General features: G+C 68.5%; 22 protein-coding genes. 15 read left to right on the top strand and 7 right to left on the bottom strand.

Annotation, left to right across the window (positions count from 1 at the left end; genetic code table 11):
• The first annotated feature begins 81 nt into the window (after positions 1-81).
• Positions 82-2,028 carry a polysaccharide biosynthesis protein gene (locus tag DJ019_RS10110; protein WP_165843973.1) on the top strand — a complete coding sequence of 649 codons (1,947 nt, stop codon included), beginning with the start codon at positions 82-84 and terminating at the stop codon, positions 2,026-2,028.
• Between the two features lie 73 nt (positions 2,029-2,101).
• On the opposite strand, the gene DJ019_RS10105 is transcribed toward DJ019_RS10110, so the two are convergent.
• On the bottom strand, positions 2,102-3,955 hold the full coding sequence (locus tag DJ019_RS10105) for a phosphoenolpyruvate carboxykinase (GTP) (protein ID WP_111275887.1): 1,854 nt from the start codon (positions 3,953-3,955) through the stop codon (positions 2,102-2,104).
• 478 nt (positions 3,956-4,433) lie between these two features.
• Between DJ019_RS10105 and DJ019_RS10100 the strand changes: the two genes are divergently transcribed.
• The 6 genes from DJ019_RS10100 (at position 4,434) to DJ019_RS10075 (ending at position 10,735) form a co-directional block, all read left to right on the top strand.
• Positions 4,434-4,979 carry an RNA polymerase sigma factor gene (locus tag DJ019_RS10100; protein WP_240606428.1) on the top strand — a complete coding sequence of 182 codons (546 nt, stop codon included), beginning with the start codon at positions 4,434-4,436 and terminating at the stop codon, positions 4,977-4,979.
• Between the two features lie 100 nt (positions 4,980-5,079).
• Positions 5,080-6,069 (top strand): FecR family protein, encoded by a 990-nt coding sequence (locus DJ019_RS10095; RefSeq protein ID WP_111275886.1) that lies wholly within the window; start codon positions 5,080-5,082, stop codon positions 6,067-6,069.
• A gap of 72 nt (positions 6,070-6,141) precedes the next feature.
• Positions 6,142-8,481 carry a TonB-dependent receptor gene (locus DJ019_RS10090; protein WP_133255278.1) on the top strand — a complete coding sequence of 780 codons (2,340 nt, stop codon included), beginning with the start codon at positions 6,142-6,144 and terminating at the stop codon, positions 8,479-8,481.
• An 80-nt stretch (positions 8,482-8,561) separates the two neighbouring features.
• Positions 8,562-9,392, top strand: coding sequence for a glycosyltransferase family protein (locus DJ019_RS10085; RefSeq protein ID WP_111275884.1), 831 nt, complete (start codon positions 8,562-8,564; stop codon positions 9,390-9,392).
• A 69-nt stretch (positions 9,393-9,461) separates the two neighbouring features.
• Positions 9,462-10,469: an NAD-dependent epimerase gene (locus DJ019_RS10080; protein WP_111275883.1), complete on the top strand. Its 1,008-nt coding sequence runs from the start codon at positions 9,462-9,464 to the stop codon at positions 10,467-10,469.
• An 80-nt stretch (positions 10,470-10,549) separates the two neighbouring features.
• Positions 10,550-10,735 (top strand): hypothetical protein, encoded by a 186-nt coding sequence (locus DJ019_RS10075; RefSeq protein ID WP_111275882.1) that lies wholly within the window; start codon positions 10,550-10,552, stop codon positions 10,733-10,735.
• Here the strand turns inward: DJ019_RS10075 and DJ019_RS10070 are convergent.
• The gene (locus DJ019_RS10070; protein WP_240606427.1) at positions 10,732-11,922 is read right to left on the bottom strand and encodes a M24 family metallopeptidase; all 1,191 of its coding nucleotides are present in this window, start codon (positions 11,920-11,922) and stop codon (positions 10,732-10,734) included. The genes DJ019_RS10075 and DJ019_RS10070 overlap by 4 nt on opposite strands.
• Before the next feature lie 246 nt (positions 11,923-12,168).
• Between DJ019_RS10070 and DJ019_RS10065 the strand changes: the two genes are divergently transcribed.
• Positions 12,169-12,483, top strand: coding sequence for a UrcA family protein (locus tag DJ019_RS10065; RefSeq protein WP_111275880.1), 315 nt, complete (start codon positions 12,169-12,171; stop codon positions 12,481-12,483).
• 2 nt (positions 12,484-12,485) lie between these two features.
• Here the strand turns inward: DJ019_RS10065 and DJ019_RS10060 are convergent, their stop codons facing one another.
• Positions 12,486-12,962: a Rid family hydrolase gene (locus DJ019_RS10060; RefSeq protein ID WP_111275879.1), complete on the bottom strand. Its 477-nt coding sequence runs from the start codon at positions 12,960-12,962 to the stop codon at positions 12,486-12,488.
• Positions 12,963-13,401: 439 nt separating this feature from the next.
• Between DJ019_RS10060 and DJ019_RS10055 the strand changes: the two genes are divergently transcribed.
• Positions 13,402-16,068, top strand: a complete 2,667-nt coding sequence (locus DJ019_RS10055) for a TonB-dependent receptor plug domain-containing protein (protein ID WP_240606426.1) — start codon at positions 13,402-13,404, stop codon at positions 16,066-16,068.
• Between the two features lie 259 nt (positions 16,069-16,327).
• Here the strand turns inward: DJ019_RS10055 and DJ019_RS10050 are convergent, their stop codons facing one another.
• The 3 genes from DJ019_RS10050 to DJ019_RS20950 form a co-directional block, all read right to left on the bottom strand.
• A complete protein-coding gene (locus DJ019_RS10050; RefSeq protein ID WP_111275878.1) occupies positions 16,328-17,617 on the bottom strand; it encodes a nucleotide sugar dehydrogenase in 1,290 nt (429 codons plus the stop codon).
• A gap of 10 nt (positions 17,618-17,627) precedes the next feature.
• Complete coding sequence (locus DJ019_RS10045; RefSeq protein ID WP_111275877.1) at positions 17,628-19,760, bottom strand: AGE family epimerase/isomerase; 2,133 nt, start codon at positions 19,758-19,760, stop codon at positions 17,628-17,630.
• Between the two features lie 209 nt (positions 19,761-19,969).
• A complete protein-coding gene (locus DJ019_RS20950; RefSeq protein ID WP_165843972.1) occupies positions 19,970-20,128 on the bottom strand; it encodes a hypothetical protein in 159 nt (52 codons plus the stop codon).
• Positions 20,129-20,337: 209 nt separating this feature from the next.
• Between DJ019_RS20950 and DJ019_RS10040 the strand changes: the two genes are divergently transcribed.
• From DJ019_RS10040 to DJ019_RS10020, 5 genes are all read left to right on the top strand, one after another.
• Positions 20,338-20,964 (top strand): exopolysaccharide biosynthesis polyprenyl glycosylphosphotransferase, encoded by a 627-nt coding sequence (locus DJ019_RS10040; protein ID WP_276309999.1) that lies wholly within the window; start codon positions 20,338-20,340, stop codon positions 20,962-20,964.
• A 158-nt stretch (positions 20,965-21,122) separates the two neighbouring features.
• Entirely contained in the window at positions 21,123-21,359 is a 237-nt protein-coding gene (locus tag DJ019_RS10035) for a hypothetical protein (RefSeq protein ID WP_111275875.1), read from the top strand.
• Positions 21,352-22,059, top strand: a complete 708-nt coding sequence (locus DJ019_RS10030) for a sugar transferase (protein WP_111275874.1) — start codon at positions 21,352-21,354, stop codon at positions 22,057-22,059. Before DJ019_RS10035 ends, DJ019_RS10030 begins: the two co-directional genes overlap by 8 nt.
• A 129-nt stretch (positions 22,060-22,188) precedes the next feature.
• A complete protein-coding gene (locus tag DJ019_RS10025) occupies positions 22,189-23,601 on the top strand; it encodes an exopolysaccharide biosynthesis polyprenyl glycosylphosphotransferase (RefSeq protein WP_240606425.1) in 1,413 nt (470 codons plus the stop codon).
• Between the two features lie 295 nt (positions 23,602-23,896).
• Positions 23,897-25,450 (top strand): hypothetical protein, encoded by a 1,554-nt coding sequence (locus DJ019_RS10020; protein WP_133255276.1) that lies wholly within the window; start codon positions 23,897-23,899, stop codon positions 25,448-25,450.
• Positions 25,451-25,540: 90 nt separating this feature from the next.
• Here DJ019_RS10020 and DJ019_RS10015 read toward each other — a convergent pair whose 3' ends face one another.
• Positions 25,541-25,801, bottom strand: coding sequence for an XrtV sorting system accessory protein (locus DJ019_RS10015; protein ID WP_111275872.1), 261 nt, complete (start codon positions 25,799-25,801; stop codon positions 25,541-25,543).
• 154 nt (positions 25,802-25,955) lie between these two features.
• Between DJ019_RS10015 and DJ019_RS10010 the strand changes: the two genes are divergently transcribed.
• Positions 25,956-26,996, top strand: coding sequence for an alpha/beta fold hydrolase (locus DJ019_RS10010; protein WP_165843971.1), 1,041 nt, complete (start codon positions 25,956-25,958; stop codon positions 26,994-26,996).
• The last annotated feature ends 4 nt before the right edge of the window (positions 26,997-27,000 follow it).

The following is a 27,000-nucleotide window of genomic DNA, read 5'->3' as shown; positions in this document are numbered from 1 at the left end:
AGCGTCGGCCGCGGAAAAAGCTCCGCTCGGCAGGTTTCTCTCGCACCCTCTGGCTGGGGGTCTAAGGTTGGGAATCAGAACGTGAGCGGAGTTCGACGCATGGAGCGGATGGCCGTTCGAGCCCAGACCGTCGTGTTCGACGCGCTGCTCGCGGCGCTCGCTTTCGCCATCGCCTTCTTCGTCGCCCCCACCCAGCCCGAACTGGGCTTCGGCCAGGCCGGTGCGCTGAACTTCTTCCAGCTCGCGGCGCTCTACGCCTCCATCGCGGCCGTGTTCAGCCTGGTCTTCCGGCGCGAACTTTCGCCCTGGCGCTATGTCTCGATCCCCGACGCCCTGGTCCTGGCGCGCAGCTCGCTCCTCACCGTCGGCATCTTCCTGCTGGCCGTGTTCGTCCTCGACCGGGCTGCGGGGCTACCCCGCTCGACGCTGGTCATGGCGCCGCTGTTCCAGATGGTGACGGCCATGGGCGTGCGCATCATGCGCCGGGCCCTGCACGAACACGCCCTCGAGAGCTTCTCGCCGCTGAAGACGATCAGCGACCGTACCCAGGCCCCGTCGCTGCTGCTGATCGGCCCGCCCTCGCTGGCCGACACCTACCTGCGCGACGCCGCCCGCAGCCACGACCGCAGCTATACGCCTGTCGGCATCATCGGGACCGATCGCCGGGACGTGGGCGCCCAGGTCCGCGGCGTCTGCATCATCGAGGCGATCGACCGGCTGGACGAGGCCCTGACCGATCTGCGCCGCTGGAACCGCTATCCCCGCGCGGTCCTGTTCCTGGAAGAACCGGGCAAGCTCAAGGGTCTTACCGCCGACCTCCTCGGCAGGCTGAAGAGCGACGGCGTGCGGCTTCTCCGTCTGCCCTCCATCGTCGAACTGTCGCAGCACGACGGCCTCACCCTGCTCCCGATGCGGGACATCAATATCGAGGAACTGCTGGCCCGCGAGCCGATCGAGCTCGACCGCCGCGCCATCGCCCACCTGATCCAGGGCCGCCGCATCCTCGTGACCGGCGCGGGCGGGTCCATCGGCGCCGAACTCTGCCGACAGGTGGCCACCTTCGGCTGCGGCCAGCTCACGGTGCTGGACGCGTCCGAGACCGCCCTGTTCGAGATCGAGCGCGAGATCCGCGAGACCTTCCCCCACATCGTGGTGAAGTCCGTGCTCTGCGACGTCCGCAACGCCCAGCGCCTGACCGCCGCATTCGAGCGCGAGCGCCCGCACCTGGTGTTCCACGCCGCGGCCCTGAAGCACGTGTCCATGGTGGAGCGGCATCCGACCGAGGGCCTGCTGACCAATGTGATCGGCACCTGGAACGTGGCCGAGGCGTCCAAGGCCTGCGGGGCGCGCCAGATGGTGCTGATCTCCACCGACAAGGCCGTCGACCCGACCAATGTCATGGGCGCCACCAAGCGCCTCGCCGAGGCCGTGATCCACGCCCAGCAGGCCGCGACCAACAGCGACACCCGCTTCTCCGCCGTCCGCTTCGGCAATGTCCTGGGATCAAACGGCTCGGTGGTGCCGATCTTCAAGTCCCAGATCGAGCGGGGCGGGCCGGTCACGGTCACCCATCCCGAGATGACGCGCTTCTTCATGACCATTCCCGAAGCGGCCCAGCTCGTGCTGCACGCCACCGCGGCCTGCCACGAGGACGAGCGCCGCGACAGCCGCCTGTTCCTCCTGGAGATGGGGGAGCCGGTCAGCATCATGGACCTGGCCCGCCAGATGATCGCCCTCTCCGGCCGCCGGGACATCGACATCGAGATCACAGGCCTTCGCCCCGGCGAGAAGCTGACCGAGGCCCTGCTGGACGAGACCGAAACCTCGCTGCCGGCGGCGCCCAAGGTGATGGAAGTGGTCTCCAACTCGGCCGTCCGCCTCACCCCCGGCCACATGGAAGCGCTGGCCGACGTCGCCGAAACCGGGGGTTCGGACGAAGTCCGCCGCTCCCTGTTCGACCTGGTGGCCCAGGTGCGCGGCGAGAAGCCGGGCGCCGCGCCGAACCTGCGCGTCGTCACCGGCGCCTGATCGACCGACCCTGACAGCGAAAAGGCCGCGGGGAGCCCCGCGGCCTTCTGCATGTCCGGCGGTGGTCCGACGGCTATTCGGCCGCCACGACCTTCGCCTGAGACTTGGCTGCCTCCAGGCGGGCCACCAGCGCCTCGTATTCGCTCCACAGAGCCTTCGGCGTGTGCTCGCCGAACTTCTCGTAGAACTCCGGGATCAGGGCCGCTTCCTGGGTCCAGATCGCCGGATCGACGGTGAGCAGCAGGTCGAGCTGCTGGTCGGTCAGCGACAGGCCCGAGGTGTCCAGGCTGGCCTTGGACGGCACGAGGCCGATCGGCGTCTCGACGGCCTCGCCCCGCCCTTCCAGACGGTCGACGATCCACTTCAGGACGCGGCTGTTGTCGCCATAGCCAGGCCAGACGAACTTGCCGCGCTCGTCCTTGCGGAACCAGTTCACGAAGTAGATGCGCGGCAGCTTCGAGGCGTCGTGAGTCTCGCCCATCTTCAGCCAGTGGCCGAAGTAGTCGCCCATGTTGTAGCCGCAGAAGGGCAGCATCGCGAACGGGTCGCGGCGCAGCTCGCCGATCTTGTTCTCGGCCGCCGCGGTGCCTTCGGAGGCCACGTTCGAGGCCATGAAGACGCCGTGCTGCCAGGTCCGGGCTTCGGTCACGAGCGGCACCGCCGACGCGCGGCGGCCGCCAAACAGGATAGCCGAGATCGGCACGCCGGCCGGGTCTTCCCACTCCGGCGCGACGACCGGGCACTGCGACGCCGGCACCGTGAAGCGGGCGTTCGGGTGCGCCGCAGGCTCGGGGCTGTCGGGCGTCCAGTCGCGGCCGCGCCAGTCGATCAGGTGCGCCGGGGCTTCTTCCGTCATCCCTTCCCACCAGACGTCGCCGTCGTCGGTCAGCGCCACGTTGGTGAAGATGCAGTGGCCCCACAGAGCGTCGATGGCGTTCTTGTTGGTGTGGACGCCGGTGCCAGGCGCCACGCCGAAGAAGCCGGCCTCGGGGTTGATGGCGTAGAGGCGGCCGTCCTGGCCGAAGCGCATCCAGCAGATGTCGTCGCCGATGGTCTCGGCCTTCCAGCCCGCCAGAGTGGGCTGCAGCATCGCCATGTTGGTCTTGCCGCACGCGCTGGGGAACGCCGCGGCGATGTACTTCACCTCGCCCTGCGGCGACGTGAGCTTCAGGATCAGCATGTGCTCGGCGAACCAGCCCTCGTCTCGGGCCATGACCGAGGCGATGCGCAGGGCGAAACACTTCTTCCCGAGCAGGGCGTTGCCGCCGTAGCCCGAGCCGTACGACCAGATCTCCCGGCTCTCAGGGAAATGGACGATGTACTTGATTTCGTTGCAGGGCCACGGAACGTCCTTGACGCCGTCGACCAACGGCATGCCCACCGAGTGAACCGCCGGGACGAAGAACCCATCCTCGCCGAGCTGGTCCAGGGCCGCCTGACCCATGCGGGTCATGATCCGCATGGACACGGCCACATAGGCGCTGTCGGTGATCTCGACGCCGATCTGGCTGATCTTCGAGCCCAGCGGCCCCATGCTGAACGGCACCACATACATGGTGCGGCCGCGCATCACGCCCTTGAACAGGTCTTTCAGGTCCGAGCGCATCTCGGCGGGGTCGAGCCAGTTGTTGGTCGGACCGGCGTCCTCGGGCTTCTCGGAGCAGATGAAGGTCCGGCTCTCGACCCGCGCCACATCCCGCGGATCCGACGCGGCATAGAACGAGTTGGGGCGCTTCTCCGGATTGAGGCGCTTCAGCGTGCCGCTGGCCACGAGTTCCTCGGTGAGGCGGTTCCATTCCGCTTCGGAACCGTCGCACCAGACGACGCGGTCGGGTTCGGTCAGCGCGGCGATCTCGCCCACCCACTGTACGAGCTTGGCGTGCTTCGTCGGCGCGGGCGCGAGTCCCGGGACGGTCTTCTGGCTCATCAAATCCAACTCCTTGCCCCATTCCGGCACAGCTAGAGGCCCCCGCACGCTCTCTCGCCGTGACAGTCGTCATAATGACTGAATGCGCGTCTGCATACCTTGGGCCAGTCGTGGGGCCGTCGAGTCCGCGTGATCGTTGATGTGTAAGGGGTTGGCCCGGGGCCCATGGGCAGGCGCCGCATTTTGCATCCCGCCGTTCGGCGAATCGGCAAGGTGGACGTGCGGGTCGCTCCCCCGCGACCCGCACGCCGCGACGCTGCCCCGAAGCGCGGCGGCCAGATCCTGGCGCCGCTGACCGATGCAGCATCGCTGGCATTGACGCCGCCGGCCGCGACCACCCCCCACTGCCTGCGCCCGAAAGTTGGCGGTCGGTCCGGATTGAGGCATTGGTGGACGAGCATCCACAGCGCCCCGGCCCGATGGCTAGATTCCACCCGCGCCCGATCCTCAGCCGCCCCCGGCGCGGGACGCCGCGCGCGTGAGCCTGCTCGCCGACCCAGGCGCCCAGCGCCCGACAGACCCGCTGCTGGAAATCTACCTGGAGCGGCGGGAGAACTTGGTGCGCTTCTTCGCCGCCCGTTGCGGGTCCCGGGCCACCGCCGAGGACCTGGCGCAGGAACTCTATCTGAAGCTCGCCACCCGCGACCCCGCAGTCACGGCGGAGAACCCCGTGGCGCTCATCTATCGCATCGCCACCAACGTGATGCTGGACCGCGCGCGCGGCGAGGCGCGGTCGCTCGCGCGCGACGCGGCCTGGCGGCAGGTGGCCCACGCCAGCGTGGCGGGCGAAGACGTGGCCGAGGAGGCGCCCGCCGACGAAGCCGCCGCCGCCCGCCAGCGCCTGCGCCAGCTCGTCGAGGCCGTGGCCGAGCTCCCCCCGCAGATGCAGCGCGCCTTTCGGCTGCACAAGCTCGACGGCAAGAGCCACGCCGACACCGCGCGAGCGATGGGCATCTCGGTCAAGTCGGTCGAAAAGCACATCTCGGCCGCACTCAGATCGCTCACTGCGAGACTTGAGCGATGAACTACCACCAGGAATTGAATCATGAGACCTGGGGGCGATGCGCTGCGGCGGCGTCTAGCAAAATGACGGCGCGCCGGTCCCGGCGGCTTTGGAAGGGCGGATGATCAGGAGCTGGCGATACGACGACGACGCGCGGCGCGCAGACGCCGCGGCGTGGGTCGCGCGCCTTGAGGCCGGCGACCTCGGCGACGCCGAGGCGACGGCGTTCGACGCCTGGCTGTCGGCCTCGCCCGCCAACGCCTCCGCCTTCGACACGGCCCTCGCCGTGTCCCACGACTATTCCGCGGCGGCGCTGCCGGTGGCGCGCGAACTCGCCAGGCGACGCGCGCCTTCGGCCAGCAGCGCCGTGGGTCGCCGCGCTTTCGTCGGCGTCGGGGCCATGGCGGCGGCGGCGGCCTTGGCCGTCGTCATCGCGCCCGAACTCACGGTCGCCCGGACAGACACCTACGAGACCGCGAAGGGAGAGCATCGGACGGTGCGCCTGGCCGACGGCTCTGTCCTGGACCTGAACGGAGGCGCCCGACTGACCGTCACGCTCGGGCGCGGATCGCGGGAGGTGACGCTGGACCAGGGGCAGGCCGTATTCGATGTCGCGCATGACGCGCGCCGCCCCTTCGTCGTCGCCGCGGGCGACCGGACCGTCCGCGTGGTCGGGACCCAGTTCGATGTTCGCCGCCTCGACGGCAAGCTGTCGGTCACCGTGGCGCGGGGCGCGGTCGAGGTTCGGCCCACCGACGGCGCGGAAGGACGATCTTACCGTCTCCGTCCGGGCCAGAGGCTCGAGCATCGCGAGGGCCAGACCACCACCACCGTCGCGGCCGCGGATCCCGCAGAGGTCCTGGCCTGGCGGGCCGGCCGGCTCGTCTATCGCGGTCAGCCGCTGAGCGAAGTGGTGGCCGATCTCAATCAGCAGTTCGAGACGCCGATCCGGATCGAAGACCCGGCCCTGGCCGCGACACCGATCTCCGGCGTGCTGGTGCTGGACGATCAGGCCGCGGTTATTCGCCGCCTGGCCTTGCTGGTTCCTGTAAGCGCGGTACGTTCCGGCCCGGGCGTGGTCCTGCGGCGCGATGGTGCGTCGGACCGCTGATAAGGGCGTGGCGTCATTTCAAGGCGGAGCGCGACTCTGCGGACGTTGCTGGGCGGCGTCGCTCTCGCTTGCTTGGCGGGGCGCGTTGAGGCCGCCGACTCACGGCTGCGTCTTTCGATCCCCGCGCGAAGCTATGCCGACGCCCTGATTGACCTGGGCCTGCAGGCGAATGTCTCCATCCTGGGCACCGCCTCCTGCGGCGGCGGCGGCCGGGTCCAACTCTCGGGACGCTATACCCTCGGCGAGGCGCTTGAACGGCTGACGGCAGGCGCCCCCTGCGCCTACCGCATCGTCGACGCGCGTACGGTGCGCATCGTCCCGATGGCGCCCGCGCGCGAGGCCCGCGACGCGCCGCGAAATCCGACAGTCATCTCCGAGCTCGTGGTGACGGCGACCAAGCGCCCGGCCGCCCTCGGGCGACTGCCGGCGGGTGTGAGCGCGATCTCCCGCGAACAGGTCCGGGTCACCCGATCCGCCGACGTGGGCCAGACGACCGGCCAGCTTGCGGGCGTCCTCACGACCAACCTCGGGCCCGGCCGCGACAAGCTGTTGATCCGCGGCCTGTCGGACGGCGCGTTCACGGGACGGACTCGTTCGACGGTGTCGACCTACCTCGACGATGCGCCGATCAACTACAACGCGCCCGACCCAGACCTGCGGCTCGTCGACATCGACCGCATCGAGGTCGTGCGCGGCCCTCAGGGCGCGCTCTACGGCTCCGGCTCCCTCGCCGGCATCTACCGTATCGTGACCGCCAAGCCCGACCTTCAGCAGGCGGTCTATGGCGCCTCCGCCTCGGTCGCCACGACGCGCGGCGGCGATCTCAGCCGCGAGTTCGAGGGCTATGTCAGCATTCCGGTCATTCCGGACCGCCTTGCCGTTCGTGTCGCGGCCTACGAGGACGTCCAGGGCGGCTACCTGGATGACGTGAACCTCAGGATCGCCAATGTCGACCAGACCCGGCGTGACGGCGGCCGGCTGGCCGTGCGAGTGCAGATCGACGACCACTGGCGGCTGGACGCCCTGGCGGCGACCCAGCACCTGCGCTCCAACGACACCCAGTACGTCACACCCGGCATGTCCAATGGCGGCATGCGGGCCAACCGCGTCCGCGAGGCCCACAACAACGACTTCTCGTACGCCGGCGCGACCGTGGCGGGGGACTTCCCTTGGGGCAGCGTCAGCTCGTCCCTAAGCTATGTCCACCACGTTTTCTCCAGCCAGTACGACGCCGGCGTGGGCGAACCGCTAGCCCTGTTCGGCGCGCCCCGCACCAGCCTCGGCGCGTTCGTTGAGGCGACCCGCTCGAACATGCTCGTACAGGATCTGGTGCTGCGCTCCACACCGACGGGACGCTTCGACTGGCTGCTGGGCGTCTATGCGGCGCGCACCCTGGAGCGATCGCCATCCGAGCTGACCATCCTCGGCCCGAACTCGGCGCGCACTGTCTACACCGAGCGGCGGAAGGACACACTCAGGGAGTTCGCGGTCTATGGCGAGGGCGCCTACGACCTCGGCCACGGCTGGTCCGCGAGCATCGGCGGCCGGGTCTTCGAGAGCCGGGTCCACACCACGGCCGACATCTTCGTCAGCACGCCCTTCCAGCCACGCGCATTCGACCAGTCACGCACCTTCAGCGGCTTCACGCCCAAGATCTCGCTCCAGCGCGAGTTCTCCAACGGCGATCTCGTCTACGCCCTGATCAGCGAAGGCTACCGGCCCGGCGGCTTCAACTCCTCCGGGTTCTTCGCCATCCGCGCGGCGCGCGCGGATTTCCAGCCGGACCGTCTCCGCAACTACGAGGTCGGCGCCAAGCTGCGCCGGCTTGATGACCGGCTGACCCTGCGCGCGGCGGCCTACTATGACGACTGGGCCGACATCCAGACCGACCGCTACCGCCAGTCCGGCCTCTCCTACACCGCCAATGTCGGCGATGCGCGGGTCGTCGGGGTCGAGGCCGAGATGGGCTACGAGTTTCCCTTCGGCCTGTCCCTGCAGTTGAACGGCCTGCTGTCGGACTCGAACATCCGGAACCCCAACCCCGACTTCGAGGCGCCGGTCACGGGTGACCTGCCCGGCGTGCCGAAGACGTCCGGCGGCATACTGGCTGTGTACGAACGGCCGCTCGGCGACGACCTGATGCTGCGGCTCGTCGGCGAGGCTGCATATGTGGGCCGGGCCGACCTCAGCTTCGACGCCACGCTCCCCCGCCGCATGGGGCACTACGTGCGCGCCCGCATGTCCGCAGAGCTGGCGAAGGACGCCTGGCGGGTGACGGCCTTCGTGACCAACCCCCTGGACGACGCCGGCGACACCTTCGCCTACGGCAACCCCTTCAGCTTCGGCGAGGTCCGGCAGGTCACCCCCCAGCGCCCACGCACCGTGGGCCTGCGGCTCGCCGCGGATTTCTGAAGAAACGGTGAAGCTTCGACTGGGGGGTCGCGCTCCGGGGCGGCGTCTAGTTCCATGGGACGGGGACGACGGGGCGTTCAGTGGTCAAGCTATCTGCGCTGGTTTGCGTTCAGAATCAGGACGCGCGGCTGGGCGAGTGCCTGCGGCGCCTCTCCTTCTGCGACGAGGTGGTCGTGGTCGCCGATCGGTGCACCGACCGGTCGCAGGAGATCGCCCGCCGGGCCGGCGCCGTCCTCGTGGACGGGATCTTTCCCCTTGAGAGCCAGCGCCGCCAGGCCGGCGTCGAGGCCTGTTCGGGCGACTGGGTGCTCGAGGTCGACCCCGACGAGATCGTGGACGCCGCCCTTGCGTGGGAAATCCGCTGGTCGCTCCAGACGCGGCGCAGCGCCGACTGGTACGAACTGCCGATCGACAACTATCTCGGGGACACCCGCCTCCGGGACGGCTGGACGGGCAGCCTGAGCCGTCACGCGGAAGTGCGCCTCTACAAGCGTGGTCTCAAGGCCTGGGAGCCCCGCCGCGTGAACGCGCCGTCCGTCGTGGCGGGTCGGTCAGGAGGCTCGCTCAAGGGGGCGATCCAGCGCACCGTCGGCGCGGACGTGGGCCAGCTCGTCGAGCGGCTGCATCGGCTCTCGGCGCTCGCGGCCGAAGACCTCGCCGATTCCGCGCGCCCCGGCTCGTTCGTCGCCGCCCTCTTCAGGGGCGCCGGCGCATTCCTCAATGGGTACCTGTACCGCGGGGGCTGGCGCGAGGGCCGTCTCGGACTGCTCGTGGCGACGCTGTCGGCGCTGTACCCCGTGCTCGCCCAGATGCGCGCCGGCGATGTGCTCCGCATGCGCGCGGCGACGGAAACGGCGGAAACCGCCCGCGTCGCCCGTCTGCGCGACGTGGCCGGCGTCGCCTCCCGCTAGAATTCGTCGCCGACGCTCGTTAGGCATCGGGATCGCGCAACCTCGGCGCGGATCTCATGAGGTGTCGCCTTGGCGATCCTGGTCACCGGCTCGGCCGGCTTCATCGGCTTTCACCTGTCGCAGCGCCTGCTGGCCGCCGGCGAGTCCGTGGTCGGGCTCGACAACCTGAACGCCTACTATGATCCGAAGCTCAAGGCCGCGCGCCTGGCGATCCTGGAGCAGACGCCTGGCTACCGGCACGTGCGCCTCGACCTGGCCGACCGTGAGGGCATGGCCGCCCTGTTCGGCGAGACCAAACCCACGGCGGTGGTCAATCTCGCGGCCCAGGCCGGCGTCCGCTACAGCCTGGAGAACCCGGAGGCCTATGTGGACTCCAACGTCGTGGGCTTCCTCAACATCCTGGAGGGATGCCGGGCCCATCCGGTCAGCCACCTGCTCTTCGCCTCGACCAGTTCCGTCTACGGCAACCACCTGAACCTGCCGTTCAGCGTGCACGAGGCCGCGCCACACCCGATCACGCTCTACTCGGCCAGCAAGCTCGCCAACGAGGCCATGGCGCACGCCTACGCCCACCTGTTCGGCATACCGGCCACCGGCTTCCGCTTCTTCACCGTGTACGGGCCATGGGGGCGCCCGGACATGGCCCTGTTCAAGTTCACGGACGCGATCCTCAAGGGCGAGCCGATCGACGTCTATGGCGAGGGCCGCATGCAACGCGACTTCACCTACGTCGGCGATATCGTGGACGGCCTGGTCGCGGCGCTCTCGCGCCCGCCGGCGCCGAATCCCGCCTGGGACGCCACGCACCCGGATCCCGCCACCAGCGCCGCGCCGTGGCGCATCCTCAACCTCGGCGCCGGCCAGCGCGTGGAGCTGATGCGCTACATCCAGGTCCTGGAGGAGAAGCTGGGTCGCAAGGCCGTGCTCAATCTCATGCCGATGCAGGCCGGCGACGTTTCGGCCACGGAGGCCGACACGGAGGAGACCAGGGCCGTCCTCGACTACGCCCCCTCCACCTCCGTCGAGGTCGGCGTCGGCCGCTTCGTGGACTGGTACCGGGACTACTACGGCGTCTGACGCCTACGTAGCGCACCGGAGGCGAGCGCCACCGTGCGGAGTGATATCAGGGTCGGACTTATGCGCTTCGGAGCCCCTGATTGTCCCTCCGCCACACCTACGAACTCTACCTGGAGTCCGACGAAGGCGCCCGGACGTTCGAGGCGCTCACCTGCGCGGGCGAGATCGACCTGCTGAGCCAGATGCGGAAGATCCTGGCTGAACGGGGGCTCAAGTCCATCGAGGCCTGGCGCCTCGGCCGCCAGGTTCTGGTGCTGGACCGCTAGACCGGCTTCTCGATCGATACGGCCGGCGACGAGAACCATTTCGGCCCCGCCTCGGTCATGTGGAAGCAGTCCTCCAGACGAATTCCGAACTCGCCCGGGATGTAGAGGCCCGGCTCGTCGGAGAAGCACATGCCGGGGGCCAGTCGCGTGCCCTCGCCCCGGACCAGGTTGACGGGCTCGTGGCCATCCATGCCGATCCCGTGCCCCGTGCGATGCGACAGGCCCGGCAGCCGGTAGTCCGGGCCGTATCCCAGCGACACGTAGTGGGCCCGCGCCGCGTCGTCGACGCTGCCACAGGTCGCCCCGAGGCTGGCAGCCTCGAATGCGATCTCCTGGCCGCGCTTCACCTGGCCCCAGACCATTCTCTGCCGCGCCGTCGGCTCGCCATGCACGAAGGTCCGGGAGACGTCCGACTGGTAGCCCTCGAAGGTGCAGCCGCAGTCCATCAGGATGACCTCGCCGGCCTTCACGATCTGCGGTTTGCCCGAGCCGTGCGGATAGGCGGACGCCTCCCCCAGCAGCACCAGGGCGAACTCAGGCCTGCCGCCCAGCGCGACGGTGGCGCCGTTCATGATCGCGCCGATATCCGATGGCCGCATCCCGGCCTCGATCCTGGGAACCGTATGCCGGTAGGCGGCCATGGTGATGTCGGCGGCCCGCTGCATCAGCGCGATCTCGGCTGGCGACTTGATCATCCGGCAGCCGCGCACGATTGGCGCGCCGTTGCGCAGCGTCGCGCCCGGCAGGTTTCGCTGGAGCCCATCGACGATGAAGAACCGGTTGGTCTCCTCGATGGCCACGACCTTGTCGGCCTTTCGGTCACGCAGCCAGCCGGCGACCAGGGCGGTCGGATCCTCGTGCTCCTGCCAGGTCCGCACTTCCGCCGGCGCCGCCAGGCTTTCCCGGACTGAAGGCTCCTCGAAGAACGGCGTGACGATGCAGATGTCGCCGTCAGCGGGAATCAGCGCGCACGTCAGCCGCTCGCTACGGCTCCAGCGGACGCCGGTGAAGTAGACGAGGCTGGACCCCGGCTCGATCAGCAGCGCCGAGACGCCCTGCTCCCGCATCAGGCGCTGGGCCTTGGCGATCCGCGCTTCGCGCTCGGCCCGGCTGATCGGCGGCGGCGCGCCCGGCGGCGGGGCAAGGTCCGTTGCTGCGGACGAGGCGGGCGACGCGGGCAGAGCCATGCCGGCCGCGCTTAGGGACAGAAATCGACGTCGATCCATGAGGCGACCCTTCCGCAAGTCCGTTCCGGCCTCAAGGCCGCGCGCCGGGACCTCTCGCGAATTTCAAGCCCAGATCGGCAATCTGGCCATGGTTTCGGGGCAGCGCTCATGAAAAAGGCGACCCGCCGCGCTTGTCGCCGCCAATGCATGCACTAGCTAGGTGGCAAGGCCGGCGATCGATCGGTCGAACCAGGAAGGAACCAGCCCATGAAGACGATCACTCCCGCCCTGATCGCCGCGCTCGTGTTTGCCGCGCCAGCCGCCGCGGCGCCGTCCGTAGCTGTCCGCGTCGGTGACCTCGACCTCACCAATGCGCGTCAGGCGGCCGAGATGCTTCGACGGCTCGACGTGGCCGCGGCCCGGGCCTGCGGCGCCGAGACCGCCAGCGTGCGCGAGATGCAGACCGCGGTCCGGCGGTCCGACTGCTACGCGAAAGCCATGGAACAGGCCCTGACCGAACTTCGCGCGCCGGTGGTCGAGTCGCTGTACCGCGGCGACCGGTCGGCCGCCGCGGCCGACTGACCCTACTTCGCCGACTTGGCGGCCTGTACCTCGATCTCGGCGAACATGCCGGGACGGACCAGACCCGCCACCTGCGACGTGATCCGGGCGGGCTTCTTCTTCAGGGGGCCATACACTTCGTTGTAGGCCTCCATCATGCCCGCGAAGTCCATGGCGCCGCCCTTGGCGGGATCGCCCACCAGCAGCACGCGCATCATCACCACGTCCTCCCAGCCGTAGCCCTGCCCCTGCAGGATGTCGCCGATCTGCTTGAGGATGCTCTGGACCTGGGTCTTCGTGTCGCCGAACGGCGTGGCCGCGGGGGCGCCCTGCACGGTCTGGGGCGTGATCCCGCTGACGTAGAGCGTGTCCGATCCGGCCGGGACCTTCACAGCGCGGGAGATGAAGCCGTTCGTCGGATTGACGTGCACGTTCTCGGCCTGGGCCGCTCCGGCGCACGCGAGGCCGAGCAGGACGGCGGGAAGCAGGATCTTTCGCATTAGGCACCCCTTATGACTCTTCGGCCGAACGCAGCGCGGGCGCTCCAGGCCCGCCGCGTGGCCAGCCTAAAGCGCCCGCGCCGGCGATGTTGGCAAGGGCGCCTCTGTTTGCCCGCCACCGCCGCAGGCAGGCGCCGTGAGCGCTGGCGCCCCCGCTCAAATTTTCCGCAACTGACGACTCCGACAAAGACTCGGATCGACCGATTTCGGCGAAGACGACAATTCGGCGCAATTGTCGAATTCAATGTTCATGACCCCACTTTGAGCTGGCATGGCGACAAAATGGTCATCACCCAAGCATTGGATACATCCGACGTCCTCCCACGATTGACTTCGGACTGACCAGACGCGGTGCTCACCCCCATGCGGAACGTGAGAACACGACCGCGGGGGAGGACGGCGTCGAGAAGGGCCCACACAGAGACTGAGGGGGTCCATCTTGAAGAGACTATTCGTGGGCGTGAGCGCCCTTGTTCTGGGCGTCGCCATGGCGGGCGCGTCCCAGGCGGCCGAGGCTGCGGATGACGACAGCAGCGTCATCCAGGAACTGATCGTCACGGGCTCGCGTGCGAAGCCACGCACCGTGCTGGAATCGCCTGTGCCCGTGGACGCCTTCACCGCGGAGGACATCGAGTCCATTTCGGTGACCGACACCCAGGATCTGCTCAAGACGCTGATCCCCTCCTATACGCTGAGCCGGCAACCGATCTCGGACGGCGCGACCTTCATCCGGCCGGCGTCGCTGCGCGGCCTGCCGTCGGACAAGACGCTGCTGCTCGTAAACTCGAAGCGGCGGCACCGCTCGGCCCTGGTCGTCACCGGCGGCTCGGGCGTGCAGGCGCAGGACGCCGCGCAGATCCCCGCGGCCGCCATCAAGTCGGTGGAAGTGCTCCGCGACGGCGCGGGCGCCCAGTACGGCTCCGACGCCATCGCCGGCGTCATCAACTTCATCCTCAAGGATGCGTCGGACGGCGGCAGCCTCTCCGTGCAGGCGGGCCAGTACTACGAGAAGGACGGTGAATCGATCATCGTCACCGGCAACAAGGGCCTGGCCCTCGGCGACGACGGCTTCTTCAACATCTCATTCGAGTATTCGACCGAGCAGCCGACCGCCCGCGTGCAGACGTTCTGCAACCGCAACATCCCGAACCAGTCGGCGGGTTTCTGCATCCCGCTGTTCCCGACGGAGACGACCGCGCCTGGCTCGGCGTTCACCGCCGCCTACGCCCAGACCGTCAACTACGCCGGCCTCTACCAACGCATCCCGCAGAAGTGGGGCCAGCCCGAAGGTGAGGCGATCCGCGTGTTCGCCAACAGCGCCTACAAGCTCGGCGAGGGCGAGCTCTACGTCTTCGGCAACTATGGCCGCAGCCGTCAGAAGCAGGACTTCAACTACCGGAACCCTGTGGACGTCGGTGCTTCGACCAACAATCTCGACGACTACGTGCGGATGGCCAACGGCCAGCTCTTCCGCGCGAACCAGATCTTCCCGCTGGGCTTCACCCCCGAGTACTTCGGCACCGTCACCGACTACAGCGTCGTCGGCGGCTACAAGGGCGAGCTGGGCGGATTCACCTACGACCTCAGCGCACGCTACGGCTACGACGAGCTCTCGTACGACCTCAAGGAAACGGTGAACTTCTCGCTCGGCGAGAAGAGCCCCACCGAGTTCCACCAGGGCGACCTGCGGTCGGACGAACTCGCGCTGAACGCCGACTTCACCTATGAGCTCTCGGGCTTCACGCCCGAGCCGATCGCCGTCGCGTTCGGCGCCGAATACCGCAAGGAAGGGTACGAACTCGTCGAAGGCGACGTGCCCTCCTACATCGCGGGTCCCTACGCCACACAGGACCCCTACGACTTCTGCACGAACGAGGCGACCGTCTCGCAGCGGACGCTTCGACCGACCGCGCCGCAGAATGCAGGCATCGTCTGCAACAGCACGACCCAGGTGATCGACGGGCGGACCTTCAACAACCCCGTCTACACGGTCCTCGGGGTCGGCTCGAACGGCGCGCCGGGTCTGTCCCCGCTGTACGCCGGGCGCGCGACCCGCAACTCCAAGGCCGCCTACCTCGACCTCAGCACCGACCTGACCGATCGCCTGTTCGTCCAGGGCGCCCTGCGGGCCGAGGATTTCTCTGACTTCGGGTCGACCCTCGACTACAAGGTCGCCGGCCGGTTCGAGATCAACGACATCTTCGCGGTCCGCGGCTCGTTCGGCAGCGGCTTCCGTGCGCCGACCGTGGGCCAGAACTCCACCACCATCGTCTCGACCGTGGTCAACAACGGCCAGCCGGTGGCCCAGGGGCTGTTCCCGGCCACCAATCCGGTCGCCCAGTTCCTGGGCGCCCAGAAGCTGAAGCCGGAAACGTCGCAGAACTATTCGATCGGCGTCACGGCCCAGCCGATGGCTGGCCTCACCCTCTCGGTCGACGCCTACTTCATCCAGATCGACGACATGTTCTACGCGGTGACGCCCATCACCGTGACGCCGGCCATCCAGGCGGCGCTGTTGGCCGCCAATGTTCCCGGGGCCAACACCATCGGCCAGGTGAACTTCTTCCAGAACGCCTTCGATGCCGAGGTTCAGGGCGTGGATGTGGTGGCCACCTACGCCCACAACTGGGAAGGCGGCCAGAACACCACTTTCAGCGCGGCGATGAACTGGAACATGCCGGTGGTGAAGTCGGTGAAGGTCATCACCGATCCCACGGGCGTTCGCCGGAGCTTCTTCGACGGCGAGTACGTCTATGACTTCAAGCACGCCGAGCCGCGCTGGCGGGGCACCGTCACGGCGGTCCACAAGGCGGGCCCGCTCACGGGTCTTGCCCGCCTCAGCGTCTTCGGCCCCTACAAGAACATGTTCAGCGCGACCAACACCGTCGTGCAGAAGTGGAACCCCGAGTTCTTCCTCGACCTGGAAGGCTCGTGGGACGTCACGGAGAACACCAAGCTCAGCCTCGGTGTCCGGAACGTGTTCGACAACTACCCGGACCGCGACAAGATCGGCGAGTCCGCCACGAACGGCCGCATCTACCGCTCGGACATGATCGTCGACTGGCAGGGCGGCTACTACTACGCCAAGATCGGCCTGACGTTCTAAGGTCCGACAATCCAGAACGAGGGGGAGGAGGCCTTGCGGCCGCCTCCCCTTTTTCTTGGCCCTCTCCCCAGCCTCGGGGAGTCACCAACGAAAAAAGCCGCGCCTTGCGGCGCGGCCAGTTCTGGGAGGAAACGCCCCAAAGGGCATCCCGACCTTGGCCGTGCCGGCCGCGTCGGGAAAGTCGGACAACCTTCGAAGTCGCGAGATCGTTCCCCAGGCGCCCATTTTCGCATCAGGCGCCGCACGATTGGGCGCCAGGCTATAGGCGCAGGTCCGCCGCGCCGCTGGGAAGCATGGCCTTCACGTCGAAGAGCACCGCATTCGGGCGGCCGAACGCGCGGATCTGCTCGGCTCCCAGCTCGGCGAACTCCCGGTGGGCCACCGCCAGCACCACACCGTCGTAAGCCCCGGTCTGCGGCGCCGCGGTGAGCGTCAGGCCGTACTCCTCCCGCGCAGCGTCGGGGGCGATCCAGGGATCCCAGACATCCACCTCGGCGCCGTAGTCGGCCAGTTCCCTGACGATGTCGATCACCCGGGTGTTGCGCAGGTCCGGCGTGTTCTCCTTGAACGCCAGGCCCATCACCAGCACGCGGGCGCCCTTCACCAGAACGCCCCGCCGGATCATCTCCTTGACCAGCTCGCGCGCGACGTAGCCGCCCATGCCGTCGTTGATCCGACGCCCGGCAAGGATCACTTCCGGATGGTAGCCCAGCGCCTCGGCCTTGTGCGTCAGGTAGTAGGGATCGACCCCGATGCAGTGACCTCCGACCAGGCCGGGGCGGAAATTCAGGAAGTTCCACTTGGTCGCCGCCGCCGCCAGCACCTCATGGGTGTCGATGCCCATGCGATGGAAGATCAGGGCGAACTCGTTGATCAGGGCGATGTTCAGGTCGCGCTGGGTGTTCTCGATCACCTTGGCGGCTTCGGCCACCCTGATCGAGCTCGCCCGGTGCGTCCCCGCCCTCACCACCGAGCCGTAGAGCGCATCGACGAAATCGGCGGCCTCGGCCGTCGATCCGGCCGTCACCTTCACGATGTCGGAAAGCCGATGGACCGGGTCTCCGGGATTGGCCCGCTCCGGACTGTAGCCGGCGTAGAAGTCCCGGTTGAAGGTCAGGCCCGATACCTCCGCCACCACCGGCACGCAGTCTTCCTCGGTCGCCCCGGGATAGACGGTGGACTCGAAGATCACGACCCCGCCCTTGCCGATCGCCTGCCCGACCGTCCTGCTGGCGGCCATCAGGGCCGAAAGGTCCGGGCGCTTGTGAGCGTCGATCGGGGTGGGCACCGTCACGATGAAGACGTTGCAGCCCGCCAGGGCCGTCGGATCGTCGGTGAAGGTCAGTCGCGACGCCGCGCGCAGGGCTTCCGGCGGCACCTCAAGCGTACGGTCTTCTGCGCGTGCGAGCTCGGCCACGCGGTCGGCGTCGACATCGAAACCGACCACGTCGTGCTCGGCCGCGAAGGCCACGGCCAGCGGCAGACCCACATAGCCGAGGCCGATGACGCCGATCCGGGCCGGCGAGCGGGTGAAGGGGTTGGTCACCATTCGCCGCGCTCTAGCACGCTTCGCCCGCGAACCGCGCCAGTTCGCGGATCGCCAAGTGCAGGTGATAGAGCGAGGTCGCCGGCGAGGGCTCGTCGATGAAGCCGCCATCCTCGCGCATGCGCTCGCGCCAGACGCCTCGGGCGGGCGTGTCGAGATAGGCGGCCAGCCCATTGGCCGCTTCCAGGGCCGCGGCCGGCTCGCCCAGCACCAGCGCCGCCTTCAGATGTTCGGTCTGCGGCCACAGGCGCGCGCCGGCGTCGCGGATGGCGAAGTCCTTGTGGATGGCGTTCTGGACGACGCTGCGGGCAGGGTCGAACGCCGTGCGCCCGACGATGAACAGACGCCGGGCGGCCGCCCGCGCGCGATCGTCGCCCCGCGCCGCGCCCCAGGGCTCGAGCAGCCAGGCCCATTCGAACTGATGGCCGGGCTCGATCAGATCCGCCTCTCCCTCCATCGGCCGCCAGTCCGCATCGAAGAACTCGTGAAGCGCCCCGGTCGCCGGGTCGATGAACCGGCTCAGCGCCAGATCGGCGAGTTCGTCGCCGAGCGCCGCCCATCTGTGTCCGCCCCCTATCGCTTCCCAGGCGAGCGCGGCCTCGAACAGGTGCATGTGGGCGTTGGCCTGGAAGGGGTGGTCCGAGTTCTCCTGGAAACCGCCCGCACCGTGCCGGAAGGCCTGCAGCCGCTCCAGGATCGCCAGCGCCTCCGACTCGGCGCCGCTAGCCGGGTCCAGGCGGTGGAGCGCAGCGAGAGCCAGCAGAACGAAGGCGTGCTCATAGAGCCTCGCCTCCCTGTCCGTGACGGCCCCGGTGGTGTCCAGGGTGGTGGCCAGGAGACCATCGGGCCGCCGGCCGTTGCTCAAGAACCAGTCGAAGCCCTCGCGCGCCGTGCGCGCCCAGGGTCCCGCCAGGCCGTCGGCCGCGGCGGTGGCGAACACGAAGGCCTGCCGCGCCTGCACGCGGGCGCGGCGACGCGGATCATGCGGCGCGCCGGTCCAGGTCAGCGCCTCTCGAAATCCGCCATTGGCCGGGTCGCGTCCCACCGTGGCCCACAGCGGCAGCGCCGCGGTGCGGAGCCAGCCATCGTACCAGGCCGCCGCCGACTTCAGGTCTGGGAATGGGCGCTGCGCCCCGACCGCGGCCTCGCGGACAGCCTGGGCGTGGTCCAGGTGACAGACCAGCACGGCATCGGGCTCGGCCACGACGGCGACCCTCGACAGTCCGACGACGCTGACCCGCACCCCTGGCGCGGCCCGCACGAGCACGTCTGCCCCCCCTTCCGCACGGGAGCCCGCCGCCACGCTGTTGCCGGCGTCGTCGCGTATCGATGCCTCGAGCACCGCGTCCCAGGCCCCCAGGTCGGACCAGGGAAAATTGACCGGGAGCACCGCGGCGCGATCGGTCCGCTCCATCACCGCGCGGTCGAACGCGATGCGCGGGGCCTGGTTGAACGCCTTACCGAGCCAGAGGACCTCCCCCTCGAGTTCCGGCGCGCGGAGCGCCGCCTCGGCGGCGGCGGCGACTTCGCCGGCCCAGCGGCGCGTCTCGTCCATCAGCGTCCGCGCCGTCGCTATGAAGACGCCGCTGTTCCAGAGCGCCCCACAGGCGATCAGTCGCTCGGCCTCCGCCGTCGTCGGCTTCTCGACAAAAGCGGCCACCGGCTTGACCGCCTCGGGTCCGGGCGCGGGTCGGATGTAGCCCATCGCCGTAGAGGCCGAGCGGGCGCGCAGTCCCAGGGTCACGATGGCGCCGTTGCGGGCCGCGGGCAGCGCGGCCTGGACGGCGGACCGGAAGCCTTCGCCGTCGGGGATATGATGGTCCGCAGGCAGCACGACCATCACCCCTTCGGGATGGCGCGCCTCTACCCAGGCCGCCGCGGCGGCGATGGCCGCGGCGGTGTCCCGCCCGGCCGGTTCAAGCAGAACCGTGGCCGAGACACCTGCCTCCGCCAGTTGCTCCCGGATGAGCGGCTCATGGCCTGCGGCGCCGACGACCAGGACCTGCCCATCGCCGGCCAGCGGTCGCGCCCGCAGGGCGGCCTCCTGCAAGCCCGTGTGCTCTCCAACGAGCGGGAGAAAGGGCTTCGGGCGCGCATCACGGGACGCGGGCCAGAGGCGCTGGCCTCGGCCGCCGCAGAGGATCACCGGGAAAACGGATCCCAGAATGGCGCGCTCCCTCAGGTCGGTTCAACCTGGACAGGTGAGGCTCTAGCGCGCTGGACGCCGTCCTGGAAACGGAATTGGCCACCAGCGGGAAAACCTCCCGTTGATTGCCCTTCGGGCCTGGGAAAGGTAAAAGCCCGTTAAGTATAGGAGCTTGTGGAGGCGTTCCGGACCGCGAGGTCCAATCAGGCTCAGGCGAACAGGGCGCGCAGGCCAAATCCTATGCACGTCCACAGCGCGATCGATGCGCAGGCGCCGAGGGTCAGGCCCACGCCGATCGGAAGGCGACGGGCCGACTGGGTTTCGACAACGGTGTGCGTCACGAGTTCGACGGACACGTCGGACGGCATGGTTCTACTCCGACACCGCCCAATTCCTGGGCTGTGTCACATTAAGTACCGACGAGCGTGAACAGATCGTTTGGGAAAAGGGCTAACGGACGGCAACCATAAGGCGGCGGGGGGCGCGGCCGGTTGTCGATGGGCGGATTGGGGCGTTGTTTCGGATGACGGATGTCATCGTCAGTGCGGTGAGGCCTTCGACGGCGGAAGAACCCGCTGTGCGGGCTCTCCTGGCGCCCAAGGCGCTCGACGTCGCCGCCAGCCGCGGCAAGCGCCTCATCGACATCCTCGGCGCAGGGCTTGCGATCCTCGTCTTCCTCCCCCTGCTGTTCTGCATCGCCCTCGCCGTGCGACTTGAAAGCGGCGGACCGGTCATCTTCAAGCAGCGGCGGACCGGCCATCTGGGCCGCATCTTCACCATCTACAAGTTCCGCACGATGACCGTGGCCGAGGACTCGACCGAGGTTCGCCAGGCGACTCGCAATGACTCGCGGGTCACGGCGGTGGGCGCCCTGCTCCGCAGGCTGAGCCTCGACGAACTCCCCCAGTTCCTGAATGTCCTGAAGGGCGACATGTCTCTGGTCGGCCCCCGGCCTCACGCCCTGGCCCATGACGACCTCTACGGTGCGCAGATCCCCGCCTACGTCGACCGCTTCCGGGCCAAGCCGGGGCTGACCGGTCTGGCGCAGGTGAACGGGCTGCGAGGGGAAATTCAGGATGTGCGGTGCATGCGCAACCGCATCGCCGCCGACAACCTCTACATCGACAGCTGGTCGCTCGGCCTGGATATCGCCATCCTGGCCAAGACGGCCCTGATCATCTTCCGCGATCCCCAGGCCTATTGATCGGGGTCAAGCCGCCCCCCGGAAGATTTTGTAAACCCTGACTGCAACCAAACCACCATTCGCTCCGAATATGGTGAAGATCACGTTGGTATCGGGACAGCGGCCGTGGCGCGGCTTTTGCTCCTACCCCCTCGGGATCGACGGGACGGTCGGGGAAGATGTCCGGATTTGAAACGCGGTTCGGGGCGGAAGATGACGCGGAGCGGATCCGCGCGGCGTTCTACGGCTTCGTCGGGGCACACGCCGCCGATGTCGATGGGCCCGCCCACATCTCAACGGAATTCGACGGGCGCGGATCGCGCTTGCGCGTCTGCCTCTGGAGCGCCGAAGCGCTCGACGACTTCCTCCGCGGACTCGACATCGGCCGGCCCGACCGCAGAGCCTGCTATGAATAACCTCGCGGAGTTTCGTCCGCACAATGATCCGGCCGCCTGGGCCGCGCCGACGGCGACTCCGCCCGCGCGTCCGCACCAGGCGCCGCGCCCCTCCGCCGCGGCGGCCGTGGCCGTCAGCCGACGCAAGCGCGCCTTTGACGTGATGGTGGCGCTCGCCGCCCTCGTGGTGTTTCTGCCGCTGCTGCTTCTGATCGGCCTGATGGTGCGGCTGGAAAGCCCGGGCCCCGCCCTGTTCCGCCAGCGCCGCACGGGGCTGAACGGCCGGGTGTTCACCGTCTTCAAGTTCCGCACCATGACCGTCGCCGAGGACGGTGACACCGTGCGCCAGGCCACCCGGGGGGACGCCCGGGTCACCGCGCTCGGGGCCATCCTACGCAAGTTCAGCATCGACGAGCTGCCGCAGTTCCTGAACGTCCTGCGCGGGGACATGTCGCTGATCGGCCCGCGGCCCCATGCCCTCGCCCACGATGAGGCCTGGAGCCAGGCGGTCCCGGACTACGATCGCCGCTTCCGCGCCCGTCCGGGCCTGACCGGCTACGCGGCGGTCTGCGGGTTTCGCGGGGAGGTCAAGGAGCTGCAGGCCATCGTGGACCGCGTCAACGCGGACAACGAGTACATCGACACCTGGTCGTTCGCGCTCGATATGAGGATCGTCTGGCGCACCCTGCCGCTGATCTTCGGCGACGCCCGCGCCTACTGAACGCCCCCGATTAACCGATCGCTCAGGGCCGGCCGCTAGGTTCCCGCCGAGAAGCTGGGGGCCAGAATGGCGGATGACACCGGCGCGTTCCGCGCCGTCCCTGATATGCAGCAGGCCCAAAGGCGTCACATGCGTGGCCCGTTGCGTCCTCAGCAGCTGAAGCCGGTCCGCGCGCGGGTCTCGGGCGCCGGGCTCGCACGACTGTTCCAGGCCGGCGACGCCGCCGTCCTCTTCGCCGCCTCCTTCGCCGTGGCGCAGCTCGCCAGTCTTCCCCGCGTCATGTGGCTGGGGGCGCCTACGCTGGCGCTTGTTCTCCTGGTCGCCACCGGCGCCTACGCCATGAGCGCGAGGGAACGGACCCGTCGGCGCTTCGGTCGCCTGCTGATCGCAACGTCCGCGGCGAGCGGCGGCGCCGGCACGCTTGCGGGCCTCTTCAACCCGGCCTTCCCTGCGCTCGGATGCGCTGCCTGGGCGGCGGCGGCGGCCCTGGCGATCTGCGCCAGCCACCTCGCCTGGGGTGTCACGCTTCGACGCCTGCGGCGCGCGGGTCACCTCACGCCGAACCTGATCATCGTGGGCGGCACCCCGGCGGCCCAGAGGCTCATCCGGCGCGCGCTGAAGACCCGTGACGTCAACATCCTTGGCGTCTTCGACGACCGCCGCGAACGGGTCGGCCCGGAGATCTGCGGAGTCCCCGTGCTGGGCAAGACCGCCGACCTGATCGACCACCGCATCCTCCCCTATGTCGATCGCATCGTGGTCACGGTTCCCCCCAAGGCGAACGCGCGCATCGCCCAGCTCCTGGAACGTCTGGCGCCCATCCCGAACCCGATCTCCCTTCTGCTGGACGACACCGACGACGAGACCGAGGCCGAGGCGGTCGGGCGCATCGCCGACTTCGACCTCCTGCAACTCACCGGTCCGCGGCAGAGGTCCGGCTACCTCGTGGCCAAGCGCATTATGGACCTTACGCTGAGCATCCTGGCGCTTGTCGCGCTGGCGCCGCTGATGGCCGCGGTGGCCCTGGCGATCCGCCTCGACAGCCCCGGCCCCATCTTCTTCCGTCAGCGCCGCCACGGGTACATGAACGAGGAGATCGTGGTCTGGAAGTTCCGCTCCATGCGAACGGAAGCCACCGACCAGAAGGCCGCCCGCCAGGTGACCGCCGGCGACGACCGGGTCACGCGCGTCGGCCGCTTCATTCGCAAGACCAGCCTCGACGAGCTGCCGCAGATCTTCAACATCATCACTGGCGAGATGTCGATCGTCGGCCCGCGGCCCCACGCCATCGGCATGTTGAGCGGCGGCGCCGAGGCGTCAAAGCTGGTGGAGACCTACGCCCACCGCCACCGGATCAAGCCCGGCCTCACCGGCTGGGCGGCGGTGAACGGCTCCCGTGGCCCCGTCGACACGCCCGAAGACGTGCGGCGGCGCGTGCAGCTCGACCTGGAGTACGTCGAGCGCCAATCCTTCTGGCTTGACGTGTCGATCATCCTGCGCACGGCGCCGTGCCTGCTCGGCGATACGGGCGCCGTGCGTTGATCAGCGTCGCCACGACCCGCTTGGCAGCGGCGGCTCGGCGCCGGCGCATAGGGCTGACCCGGTTTCGCCCCGCATCGGATGGTGTCGCGAATCACGCATGCCCGGCAGAATCGTGGGCAATCCGGGCTTGGGTATGGTGAACTCTGCGCCGCACGAGCGTGAGTCCGTGGTCTCGCGCCTGCCAAGATGAAACTCTACAGACTATGCGCCGGCACACGTCCGTTCCGGGGTGGGAGAATGCAGTTTGCCAGTTAGCGACGTCGCCTCCGCGCAAACTGCAAGTCGGACCCCGTTATTGAGGATCGTCGCATTCGCAGCCCTGTTTGGCGCGGCGATGATTCCGGTGTTTCTCACGCCAGTCTTGCCGATGATTGATTATTACAATCATTTCGCGAGGTATTTTACACTCTCACATCTCGATAAGCTAGCATACCTTAAAGAACACTACGCCTCGAACTGGATAATACTTCCAAACATTGGAATGGACATATTGGGATATTTTATATCCCAGGCCTTGCCGCCTCTGCTCGCTGCAAAACTCATCGTGATTTTGTCGGCGTTGGTTCAGTACACGGGAATTCTGTTCTTCAACCGGCAGCTCACGGGACGCGCATCGCTGGCGGTTGCGGTCCTGTCGATCCCGCTCCTGTACAGCTTCATTTTCACATGGGGCTTCATGAACTTCCTGCTGGGCCTGGGACTCGTGTTCTGGGGCGCAGGTTGGTGGCTGCTTGCGCGAGACAAGCCCCGGATCGCTATCCCCGTGGCCTGTGTGATCGCCATCGCGATCTTCCTCACCCACGGGGTGGCCTTCGCACTCTACGGCCTGCTGCTCGGCGGACTTGAGCTCGGCATATTCGCCACGGCCGCACGGCGATCGTTGGCCGACCTGATGCGCTCGATGCTCGCCCTGGCGGTCCAGGCGATCGCGCCGGCGATCCTGTTCGCCATCAGCCCGACCTCCGGCAACCCACAGGGCCTCACCAACGCCGACGAAGCCGTTCGGCGGCTCGCGAGCCAGGGTGCGTTGAACGACCGGATGCTCGAGCTCATCTGGTATCGGCTGACCACGGTCGTGCGTGTGGCCGAAGGCCCCTCCTTTGCGTTCGATCTCGTCGCCGCTGGCCTCGTGACGATCACCCTCGCCCTACTGTTTATGAGGAAGAGCGTCACGCTCCCGAGGCTGGTCTGGCCCGCCCTGGCGATCGGCGCGCTGCTGGTCCTGATCACGCCGCCCGCACTGTTCGGCGTCGGCTACGTGTCTGATCGAATGCCGCTTTTCCTCGCCATGCTCGCCGTGGCTTCGCTACGCTTCTCCGAGATGCGGACAGACCGCGTTGCGGCGGCGCTCACCATGGGCCTCGCCGCCCTGGTGGCCGTCCGGCTGGCGGCGCTCACCGTCGCCTGGCAACCCTATCGGGACGACCTCGCCGCCTTCCGGAGAGTGGCCGAACACATCCCCCCTCACAGCCTGGTCGGCTTCGTGAACCTCGCCAACGACCATCGGATTGATGGCAGCTCGCGCTGCGAGATGTATGGCCCGCTGCTCATTCCGCTGGCCGGACAGGCAACCCCGATATTCGCCTTCGGAACGCAGCAGCCGATCACGATCGTCGGCCCCCTGAAGGCGGCGATCAGCGCCCTGCCGCCTCCTTCCGGGTCAAGATCCGGACTGTTCCGGGGCCAGCGGCGGATTGCGGCCATGGCCCAGGCCGGCAAGTTCGAGTTTGCACTGATCTGCGCGCCGGAGCGCCTGAGCGCGCCCCTCCCCGCATCGGCCGTCCTGACGGCCCAGGAGGGCCGCTTCGCGCTCATCCGACTTTCGGGAGCTCCGGCGGCGCAGCGCTGAAGCGGGCTTCGGTCACGCCCCTGGGACCTGGGCTTGCGGGCGACCCCGCCGAACGGATGACCCCGCGCGTCGCTGGCCTTGGACGCGCCCTCAGCGCTTCGGGAACTTGAAATCCAGGCCGAAGGGCTTCAGCACCAGGGCGATGTAGAGCAGCACGCCCGCCACGATGAGGAACGAGACGAGGCCATTTCCCTCGTTACCGAACCAGTTCGCCACGGCGCACCCGACCGAAGGCGGGAGGTAGTGCAGGATCGTATCCTGCGGCTCGCCGGGTTGTACTGACCTGTGCAGGAAAAGCACAACCAGCCCCCCGAAGATCGCGACGGTGATCCAATCGTAGACCGTTTCCACCAGTAAGCTCCGTCGTTCCCTTCACGCGCCTACCTAGCAGGTAGGCCGCAACGTGCAATTGTTGGCGAGCCGAACGGCTCGGTCAAATCCTACAGCAAGAGCTATGCCGAACACGCCCCAATGGCCACCATCAGATCCGTCCGAGGCCACGATCATGCACGCGCATCGACGCACCTTCCTGGTCAGCCGGCGGGCCCTCGCCGTGACGGCGCTCGCGGCGGTGCTGGCGCTCGCGGCCTGCGCCGCTGACGAAGGCCAGGCGGCGGGCCCAAAACCGGGGGAGACGGCGACGCTGGCCGACGGCCGGAAGATCAATCTGCGTTGCCAGGGACACGGCGCGCCCACGGTCATTTTCGAGTCCGGCTTCGGCGCCCACGCAGGCGCGTGGGCCAAGGTCCAGCCCACTGTCGCGCGAAGGACCCGAACCTGCGCCTACGACCGCGCCGGAATGGGGCTGAGCGACGATGGCCCCCTCCCCCGGGACGGCGCCGCGATCGCCCGCGACCTGGACCAGGCGCTGACGGAGGCGGGAATCGAGGGTCCCTACATTCTGGTCGGACATTCGGCCGGCGCCCTGTACGCGCGCCTGTTCGCAGCGCGGAGGCTTGGCGAGGTGCAGGGGCTCGTGCTCGTCGATCCGACCGTCGAGCACCTCGCGCGACCGGGCGCGGATGGCCTGAATGGAATTCGTGGGCGCCTGTCCCGATGCCTTGCGGTGGCCGAGGTTTCGCCGCCGGCGGAAGACGCCAGGTGGCAAGGTTGCGCTCCGCCAGGCGATGGAGAAGCCGCCGCGCGCGCGCGCGCGCCGGATCGGTGGCGAAATCAGCTTTCCGAACTCAATGCGATCTTTGGCCCGACATCAGAAGCGGTCGCGCGGGTGGGGAGCCTGCTTAACGACGTTCCAGCGTACGTGATCACCGCATCGGACACGGCCATGGCCGCGCCCACCGTCGGATACGACAAGCCACAGTCGATCCTGGAACTCCAGCACCTGCGCATGGCGCTGAGTTTCAGCCCCGGCTACCAGCGCACCGTCTACGCCTCCCACCTCGTCATGAACGACCGCCCCGAGGTGGTGATCGAGGCCGTTGTCGCCATGATCGACGCCGCGCAGGCGGGAAAGCCGCCACCGGCGCTCCCGCCGAGCGAGACCGGCGAAGCCGTCGGCGAGCCTGGCTCCGCGTTTCCGCGATAGCGTT

This window comes from Phenylobacterium kunshanense (genome assembly GCF_003254525.1).
GTDB lineage: Bacteria > Pseudomonadota > Alphaproteobacteria > Caulobacterales > Caulobacteraceae > Phenylobacterium > Phenylobacterium kunshanense.
This window is presented reverse-complemented; position numbering and strand designations above follow the sequence as displayed.

What these genes read in the sequence shown, in the direction of transcription:
- DJ019_RS10105 (WP_111275887.1), bottom strand. Translation starts at nt 3,955, where the DNA reads ATGAGCCAGAAGACCGTCCCGGGACTCGCGCCCGCGCCGACGAAGCAC.
- DJ019_RS10095 (WP_111275886.1), top strand. Translation starts at nt 5,080, where the DNA reads ATGATCAGGAGCTGGCGATACGACGACGACGCGCGGCGCGCAGACGCC.
- DJ019_RS10070 (WP_240606427.1), bottom strand. Translation starts at nt 11,922, where the DNA reads ATGGCTCTGCCCGCGTCGCCCGCCTCGTCCGCAGCAACGGACCTTGCC.
- DJ019_RS10065 (WP_111275880.1), top strand. Translation starts at nt 12,169, where the DNA reads ATGAAGACGATCACTCCCGCCCTGATCGCCGCGCTCGTGTTTGCCGCG.
- DJ019_RS10060 (WP_111275879.1), bottom strand. Translation starts at nt 12,962, where the DNA reads ATGCGAAAGATCCTGCTTCCCGCCGTCCTGCTCGGCCTCGCGTGCGCC.
- DJ019_RS10050 (WP_111275878.1), bottom strand. Translation starts at nt 17,617, where the DNA reads ATGGTGACCAACCCCTTCACCCGCTCGCCGGCCCGGATCGGCGTCATC.
- DJ019_RS20950 (WP_165843972.1), bottom strand. Translation starts at nt 20,128, where the DNA reads ATGCCGTCCGACGTGTCCGTCGAACTCGTGACGCACACCGTTGTCGAA.
- DJ019_RS10035 (WP_111275875.1), top strand. Translation starts at nt 21,123, where the DNA reads ATGTCCGGATTTGAAACGCGGTTCGGGGCGGAAGATGACGCGGAGCGG.
- DJ019_RS10030 (WP_111275874.1), top strand. Translation starts at nt 21,352, where the DNA reads ATGAATAACCTCGCGGAGTTTCGTCCGCACAATGATCCGGCCGCCTGG.
- DJ019_RS10025 (WP_240606425.1), top strand. Translation starts at nt 22,189, where the DNA reads ATGCGTGGCCCGTTGCGTCCTCAGCAGCTGAAGCCGGTCCGCGCGCGG.
- DJ019_RS10010 (WP_165843971.1), top strand. Translation starts at nt 25,956, where the DNA reads ATGCACGCGCATCGACGCACCTTCCTGGTCAGCCGGCGGGCCCTCGCC.